This is a genomic window from Anthropogastromicrobium aceti (assembly GCF_020687335.1).
In the GTDB taxonomy this organism is placed as follows: domain Bacteria; phylum Bacillota; class Clostridia; order Lachnospirales; family Lachnospiraceae; genus Anthropogastromicrobium; species Anthropogastromicrobium aceti.
Genome location: NZ_JAJEQN010000045.1, coordinates 20,366 through 27,523 on the forward strand (window position 1 = coordinate 20,366; position 7,158 = coordinate 27,523).

Here is a 7,158-nt window from a genome sequence, read left to right on the forward strand (position 1 = left end):
CATTTCTTTTTGTTATACATTATTTTGAAAGTCCCGCTACAACGTTCCGCCTCGTAAAATCAACCCGTCTCACCGCTAATCTAGGTTACAATTGACAGCAGGTGATGTTCCACGTGGAACATTCCCCACAACCTACTTTACAAAAGAGAATCCGTGGTATATAATAAATAATGTCTGTTTTCCTTATAAAACAAGGCATTTATTGAGTATGAGAGTAGATACAGAAAGGTTTGGAAAACTATGTTAGATATCAAGTTTGTCCGTGAGAATCCGGACGTTGTAAGACAGAATATCCGTAATAAGTTTCAGGATGCAAAGCTTCCGCTGGTTGATGAGGTAATCGCTCTGGATCTTCGCAATCGTGAAATCAAAAAGGAAGTTGAGACACTTCGTGCAAATCATAAGAAGGCATCTAAGCAGTATGGTGCACTTCGTGCACAGGGAAAGTTAGAAGAGGCTGAAAAGCTGCGTGCAGAGGATGCTGCGTCAGAAGAGCGCATGACAGCACTGAGTGCAGAGGAGAAGCAGGTTGAGGCAGATCTGAAGCAGAAGATGATGATTATCCCGAATATCATTGATCCATCTGTTCCGATTGGAAAAGATGACAGTGAGAATGTAGAGGTTGAGCGCTTTGGCGAACCAGTTGTTCCGGACTTTGAGGTTCCGTATCACACTGATATTATGGAGTCTTTCAACGGTATTGATCTGGACAGTGCAAGAAAAGTAGCTGGAAACGGATTCTATTATTTAATGGGTGATATCGCAAGACTGCATTCAGCAGTAATTTCCTACGCAAGAGATTTCATGATCAATCGTGGATTTACTTATTGCGTACCGCCTTTCATGATCAGAAGTGATGTTGTTACAGGTGTTATGAGCTTTGCAGAGATGGATGCAATGATGTATAAGATCGAGGGTGAGGATCTTTACCTGATCGGAACAAGTGAGCATTCCATGATTGGAAAGTTTATTGATACTGTTAACAAGGAAGAAAATCTTCCATACACTCTGACAAGCTACTCACCATGTTTCCGTAAGGAAAAGGGAGCTCACGGTCTGGAGGAGAGAGGTGTATACCGTATCCATCAGTTCGAGAAGCAGGAGATGATCGTAATTTGTAAGCCGGAAGACAGCATGATGTGGTATGACAAGCTGTGGAAGAACACTGTAGATTTATTCCGCAGCATGGACATTCCAGTTCGTACACTTGAGTGCTGCTCTGGTGATTTGGCTGACCTTAAGGTAAAGTCTGTCGATGTTGAGGCATGGTCTCCGCGTCAGAAGAAGTATTTTGAAGTAGGAAGCTGCTCTAACTTAGGTGATGCACAGGCACGTCGTCTTGGCATCCGTGTTGTTGGACCGGATAAGACAAAGTATCTGGCTCATACTTTAAATAACACTGTAGTAGCTCCGCCGCGTATGTTGATTGCATTCTTAGAGAACAATCTGCAGGCAGATGGAAGTGTTCGTATTCCAGAAGTTCTTCGTCCATATATGGGCGGAATGGAGAAAATGGTTCCGAAGAAATAAAAGTATAAAATGATAAAGGAGGGAATTTTATGCACGCATACTTACCAGCAATCGGATTTGGGCAAATCAAGAAAAAGTCTCAGCTTCAGCAGCTGTTAAGCAGCGTGCAGAATTTCCCAGATCAGGTTCAAAAAATTCGTCTGGATGAGGAGAGCAGTCTTGTCGTCTATACAAAGGAAGTTGCACCAGACATAGGTCTTATGATCTGTGGAGAAGAGGATATGCAGGGAAGCTTTCAGATGGAATATTATGAGCCATATATTAACAGTAATGTCTGTTCTTCTAAGGCAGAATGCAGCATAGAAAAGGAAAGTGCGAGAGAAGCGTATGATGGCGTCTGTGATGATTGCCGATTAGGACTGAATCTGATTTTTTCTGTAAATAATTTTATGGAATATCGAAAATATCAGGTACTGCAGGGATTTTTTCCAACGGTGACAGATGCCTGTCTTTCTGCTTTGTGTACGCAGGGAAAAATTTTACTCCCCATTTTGAAGAGACCAGAGGCTGCTCGTATTGCAAAGAAAAAGGAACAGGGACGTCAGAAACTGATTGAGGCAGCAAGAGAAGGAAATCAAGAAGCAATTGACAGCCTGACAATTGATGATATGAATTTGAGTAATAAAGTAGGCAGGTTGTTAAATAGTTGTGATATCTATACAATGGTTGAATCAAGTATTATGCCATGTGGAATGGAGAGTGATCGATATACAATCATTGGTGAAATTCTAAATGTGGTGCCTCTTGTAAATGAAATCAGCAAGGAGCCGCTGTGCCAGATGGATGTGAAGTGCAATAATATTTGTATACGCGTTTTGGTGAACCGTTCAGGGCTGATGGGAGAGCCGATGGCAGGACGGCGTTTTAAGGGCGATATTTGGCTGCAGGGAGTGGTAAACTTCGTTTGACAAATATAATAAAATATGATATCATGAATGGCGTGAGAAATGCTATTTTGTTAAAAACAAAAGGCTTGCGGCATATATGAATAAAGTTCTCTTAGTTAAATGGATATAACAGGGACCTCCTAAGTCTCAGTTGTGGGTTCGATTCCCGCAGGGAACAGTTGTTTGAAGCAGTAATGATTAAGAAAATTCATTACTGCTTTTTACTCCCAAATGAGAGGTAATGATTTCCACCAGGTATTTTCAAGTATTGTGTAATATAGGAAAAGGGTTGTCAAAATCTGTAAAATTGGTTTTCTTGTCTGAGAAATTAGACCTGAGAGATATAAAACGCTCAGATTAGATTTACGAAAAATCTAGTCTGGGCGTTTTTTAGTCCAGGGAAAAGGAGGTCAAAAATGAATACAGGTAGTGAGAAACAGAGAGACCGTGATGAAAAAGTTGTGGAGACTTCATCTAGTGAAAGCAAGCATCATTTTGGGTATTAGAAATTATTTTATTGTGAATGCTATTTTTTTCTCATCAAGTTCTTCACACCCTACAGTCAAGGTACACATACCAGTCTGGTATCCACTGCGGATGATCGCTGTTGCCGTTCCGTGGTAGGAAGTGAAAGTTCCAGAGGTATAATTCTCGTCTGTAATCGGATTGGATGAACCGAAGGCAGCCAGCGAGCCAACACCTTCCACTGCTGCACTGAGTCTGAGTGCTGCGTCTGGAACAACAATTCCATTTTCATCTACGATTTCTACGCGAACGTAAGCTACCTCATGTCCGTTGGCGGAGAGTTCTTTTTTCTCTTGGATGAGACGAAGCTCTTTTGCTGGTCCGGTAGTGACAAGTGTATCCCGTGAGATTTCTTTTCCATCTTTATAGCTGACAGCTTCCAAAGTTCCCGGAAGATAGGTCAGGTCAAAGAGAAAGCTATGTGGAAGTTCTGCTGCAAGGCGTGTTCCGGAAGTAAGCTTACCAACGGAAGTACCATTCTGGATCAGTTCTACTTCATCTCCATTGGAAAAGACAGCGACCTGTACTGGTTTTTGATCAGCGTCTTTCCAATTCCAGTTCTTTGTGACATTTGTAAATCCCCAGTTACCGATCAGTTCTTTTTTTCCAAAGACATCAGGGTCATAGGAGTATAAGTAAGTCTTATTATTTCCCCATACAATGCTGCGGTAAGCCCCCTGTGGCAGCAAACAGCCATTGATATCTACGTCTGCGTCATTCGCAAAACGCCAAGGGAATTGTGAACTATAAGACATCAAAGCAAAGGACCCTATTTTAAATAATGGATCATCCGGCTCAAGGAAAACAGATTTTCCAATACCGGCTTCTCCGATATAATCATATGCTGTCCATGTGAAATCACCTATGACATAAGGCGTACTCTCTACCATTGGCCAGTGAATGCCAATTTCTTTTGGATAATTTTCAGATCCAAGGATGACACGCTCAGGGAACATCTCATGATCCAGTGGATATTTATCTTCCATATAGTTGTATCCGACAATATCAAGACCATTTGTGAATGCTTCGGAGTATTCTTCCCAGCTGGTATCATTTTTACCAGTGTCCGCATTCTGTATGGAAACAGTGTCTTCAGAGACTTCTCCCATTATTTTTTTCATGTTTTCCAGTGACAACTCTTCATCAAGTCCGCTCCAGTAGGAACAGATTGCATTGGAGATTGGTCTGCTGGGATCAAGTGTACGTGCAGCTTCTGCAATGCGTGTGGCAAGTGTATAACCATTATTCAGACCGCCACGTTCCGAAATTTCATTTCCGGTAGACCAGATGATAACGGATGGATGATTACGGTCCCGCTTCATAAAGAGGGTGAGATCCTTTTTCCAGTCTGCATCGAAAAACTGATTATAGTCACCAGGCCGTTTCATAATTCCCCAGGCATCAAAAGCCTCATCGTAAACATACATACCAAGCCGGTCACAGACTTCCATCAGTGCGGCAGACGGTGGATTGTGTGTTGTGCGGACTGCATTAAATCCAATCTTCTTTAAAGTAGAAATCTTGCGGTACTCAGCATCATAAAGTGATACAGCGCCGAGCATGCCATTGTCATGATGGATACAGCCACCTTTTAATTTCACTGTTTTTCCATTGATACGTAATCCATGTTTTACATCTGCCGTTATCGTCTTAACACCGAAAAGAACGGAAGTTTCATCTGTTGTATTTTTCTCAGATGGAACAAAATGAGTTTTAAACACACCAAGATCTGTGACTCTGGCATGCAGTTTATAAAGGTTTGGATTCTCTACATCCCAAAGTTCCGGATTCTCAAGTGTCAGATTCAGGTATGCAGTATCCGTAGTGTTAGGGTTGATCTGCATTTTCTGTTTCCGACTGAGAAGGACTTCATCACTTCCGTCTTTTGTGAGAAATACTTCTACAAGTGCCATTTTATTTTCTAAAGTTTCATTCTGTAATTCTACTTCTGTGTGAAGATAGGCACATACGGGATTGCCAAGTGTATCATATTCAATGGATTTGGTATAACCAAAGATTCCATCCGAAGCAATATGAAGCTTTGGCATATGAAGCAATTCTATGCTGCGGAAGATTCCGGCACCGGAATACCAACGGGAATTAGGCTGCATACTTGGGGCTACAGTGATAGTTACACGGTTCTTCTTTCCAAAATAGAGATAAGGTGTAATATTTACGGAAAATGGAATATAGCCGTTGTGCTGCAGAATTGCCTTACATCCATTGATGTCGACCGTAGCATTCATCATAATACCGTCAAAATGCAGATAGACTGCTTCCTGTTCCCATTCCTGCGGGATGTCGATTAATTTTGTGTAATAAGCAACACCTTGTGTATAATAGCCGCTGGCAGGACCGGAAGCGGCGCTTTCGCTGACATTACTTTCAATCATATAATCATGCGGCAGATTCACTTCCCGAATGGATTTTGCTTTTTCAGCATCTGGAAATTCATCATAGAGTCCATGTTGAAACTGCCAGCATTGATCAATATTCTGATTACGCATAATAAGCTCCTCCTTGATTTCATAGTTGGGTCTTTCGACATAACATCATTTAATTTTATGATAAAACGAAACAACGGGAATGACAATGACTAAAGAAAATGGTATAGTAAATAATAAGGACGAAATGCACGAATTATAAAATGGGGGATACATAAAGTGAAAGTGAAGAAAATAACGAAATATCAGAGAATAATTGACAGAATCAAGGAAATAAGAAGATTCTACATGGATTCGGAAAAACAACAAGAATATGACGAATTGCCCTATTTTGGAGAGGCGAATCATGCATCTTCTACAGCAAACAGGAAGATTGCAGAGAAAATGTCTACATTATTAATTGTTTATGGAAAGGAAGGAATGGAATGGAGTATAAGTCCAGCAGGACAGCGTTTAGTCCGAAGAGAATTTCTAAGACGCAGTTGGTTTCATAAGCATGAGTATGTGGAAATCCTTTATGTCATTGAAGGGAGCTTTACGCAGATTCTGTTGGGAGAAGAAATCCGGTTTGAACAAGGAGAGTTTGTGATTACAGATCAGAATTGTGAACATGCGGATTACATAGAGGCCAAGGATGCAGCGGTACTGTTTTTACAGATTCGATCAGATTATCTGGAGCAGCTGCTGCGAAGTTATGATGGGACAGATGAGATGCAGAGATTTCTGTTTCATGCGTTATGGGGACAAAAAAGAGAACAGAGTTTTTTAAAACTTCAAAGATCCAAAAAATATTCCCGCAAGGAGATAGACATTGAGCAATTATTAGAAAATCTTCTGGCTGAAGATTTATCAAGGGAACCCGGATATGAACAGATCGAGCATGGACTTATGATTCGTCTTTTACAGTATTTATGCTGGGCATATATTCCACAGCTTCATACCGACAGTAAAGAAAGCAGGGAAAAAGCATTACTGTACGAATTGGAGTGCTACATCCGGGAGAATGTTGCAAAAGTGACGGTTTCTGAACTCGAAAAAGAATTTCATTATCATAGAAATTATTATTCTTTGATTTTAAAGAAATACCGGGGAAAATCATTCCAGCAATATGTCATTGAAATACGCATGAAGTACGCAAAGCAGCTGTTGGAACAGACGACACTGTCCATTAAACAGGTCGCACAGCAGATAGGGTATGAAAATGTAAGTCATTTCTATCATTTGTTTGAGAAGTATTATGGAAAGACACCGAGAGAGATCAGGAGCAGAGAAGGATAGTCACAGACGAAAACAATAGGGAATAACAGATATACTAAGAAATATTAGCTTTTTTTCTGCATACCTTACTTTTTCAGCTTTAAGCCATCTCGAAATGCTTCGCCCACACGCTCGGTGACTTTATAATAGCCGTGGGTGTAGGGGTCAAATGCGATGGCGTTGACCTTAGACATATCAATTTTTCCATCCACTATAATGCTCTCATCGGCAGTGACATTGACCACCTTGCCGATGACGCCGCATCCGTATTCATTGTTCTGATACTCGATGAATCTGCACTCCAGGCAGAGTGGAAAAGCGCTGGTATAAATGGATGCGTTAAAGAAATTATAATGATTCAGCGCAGAACCCCCCGGCCGTTTGCAAGAACGTCCGAGGGATGAATGCGCCAATTACAAACAACGCAACCATCATTCAAATAGGGTTTTCTTCTGGAATTGTTGGTTTTTCTTGGCCTGATGTTCTTCAGAACGCTGTGATTCGATGTATTGCTT

Annotated in this window: 5 protein-coding genes and 1 tRNA gene; 4 read left to right on the forward strand and 2 right to left on the reverse strand. The window is 41.1% G+C overall.

What is annotated here, in order from left to right:
- Positions 1–240 precede the first annotated feature (240 nt).
- The 3 genes from serS (at position 241) to LKD48_RS13925 (ending at position 2,595) form a co-directional block, all read left to right on the forward strand.
- Positions 241–1,530, forward strand: coding sequence for a serine--tRNA ligase (gene serS / locus LKD48_RS13915; protein WP_118615078.1), 1,290 nt, complete (start codon positions 241–243; stop codon positions 1,528–1,530).
- A 29-nt stretch (positions 1,531–1,559) separates the two neighbouring features.
- A complete protein-coding gene (locus LKD48_RS13920; protein ID WP_262535879.1) occupies positions 1,560–2,438 on the forward strand; it encodes a DUF3881 family protein in 879 nt (292 codons plus the stop codon).
- A gap of 85 nt (positions 2,439–2,523) precedes the next feature.
- A tRNA-Arg gene (locus LKD48_RS13925) sits at positions 2,524–2,595 on the forward strand.
- A gap of 331 nt (positions 2,596–2,926) precedes the next feature.
- Here LKD48_RS13925 and LKD48_RS13930 read toward each other — a convergent pair.
- Complete coding sequence (locus tag LKD48_RS13930) at positions 2,927–5,449, reverse strand: glycoside hydrolase family 2 TIM barrel-domain containing protein (RefSeq protein WP_308732329.1); 2,523 nt, start codon at positions 5,447–5,449, stop codon at positions 2,927–2,929.
- Between the two features lie 156 nt (positions 5,450–5,605).
- On the opposite strand from LKD48_RS13930, the gene LKD48_RS13935 reads away from it, so the two are divergent.
- Positions 5,606–6,664, forward strand: a complete 1,059-nt coding sequence (locus LKD48_RS13935) for a helix-turn-helix transcriptional regulator (RefSeq protein ID WP_308732330.1) — start codon at positions 5,606–5,608, stop codon at positions 6,662–6,664.
- A gap of 65 nt (positions 6,665–6,729) precedes the next feature.
- Here the strand turns inward: LKD48_RS13935 and LKD48_RS13940 are convergent, their stop codons facing one another.
- Positions 6,730–6,888 (reverse strand): hypothetical protein, encoded by a 159-nt coding sequence (locus LKD48_RS13940; protein WP_331466867.1) that lies wholly within the window; start codon positions 6,886–6,888, stop codon positions 6,730–6,732.
- Positions 6,889–7,158: the final 270 nt, after the last annotated feature.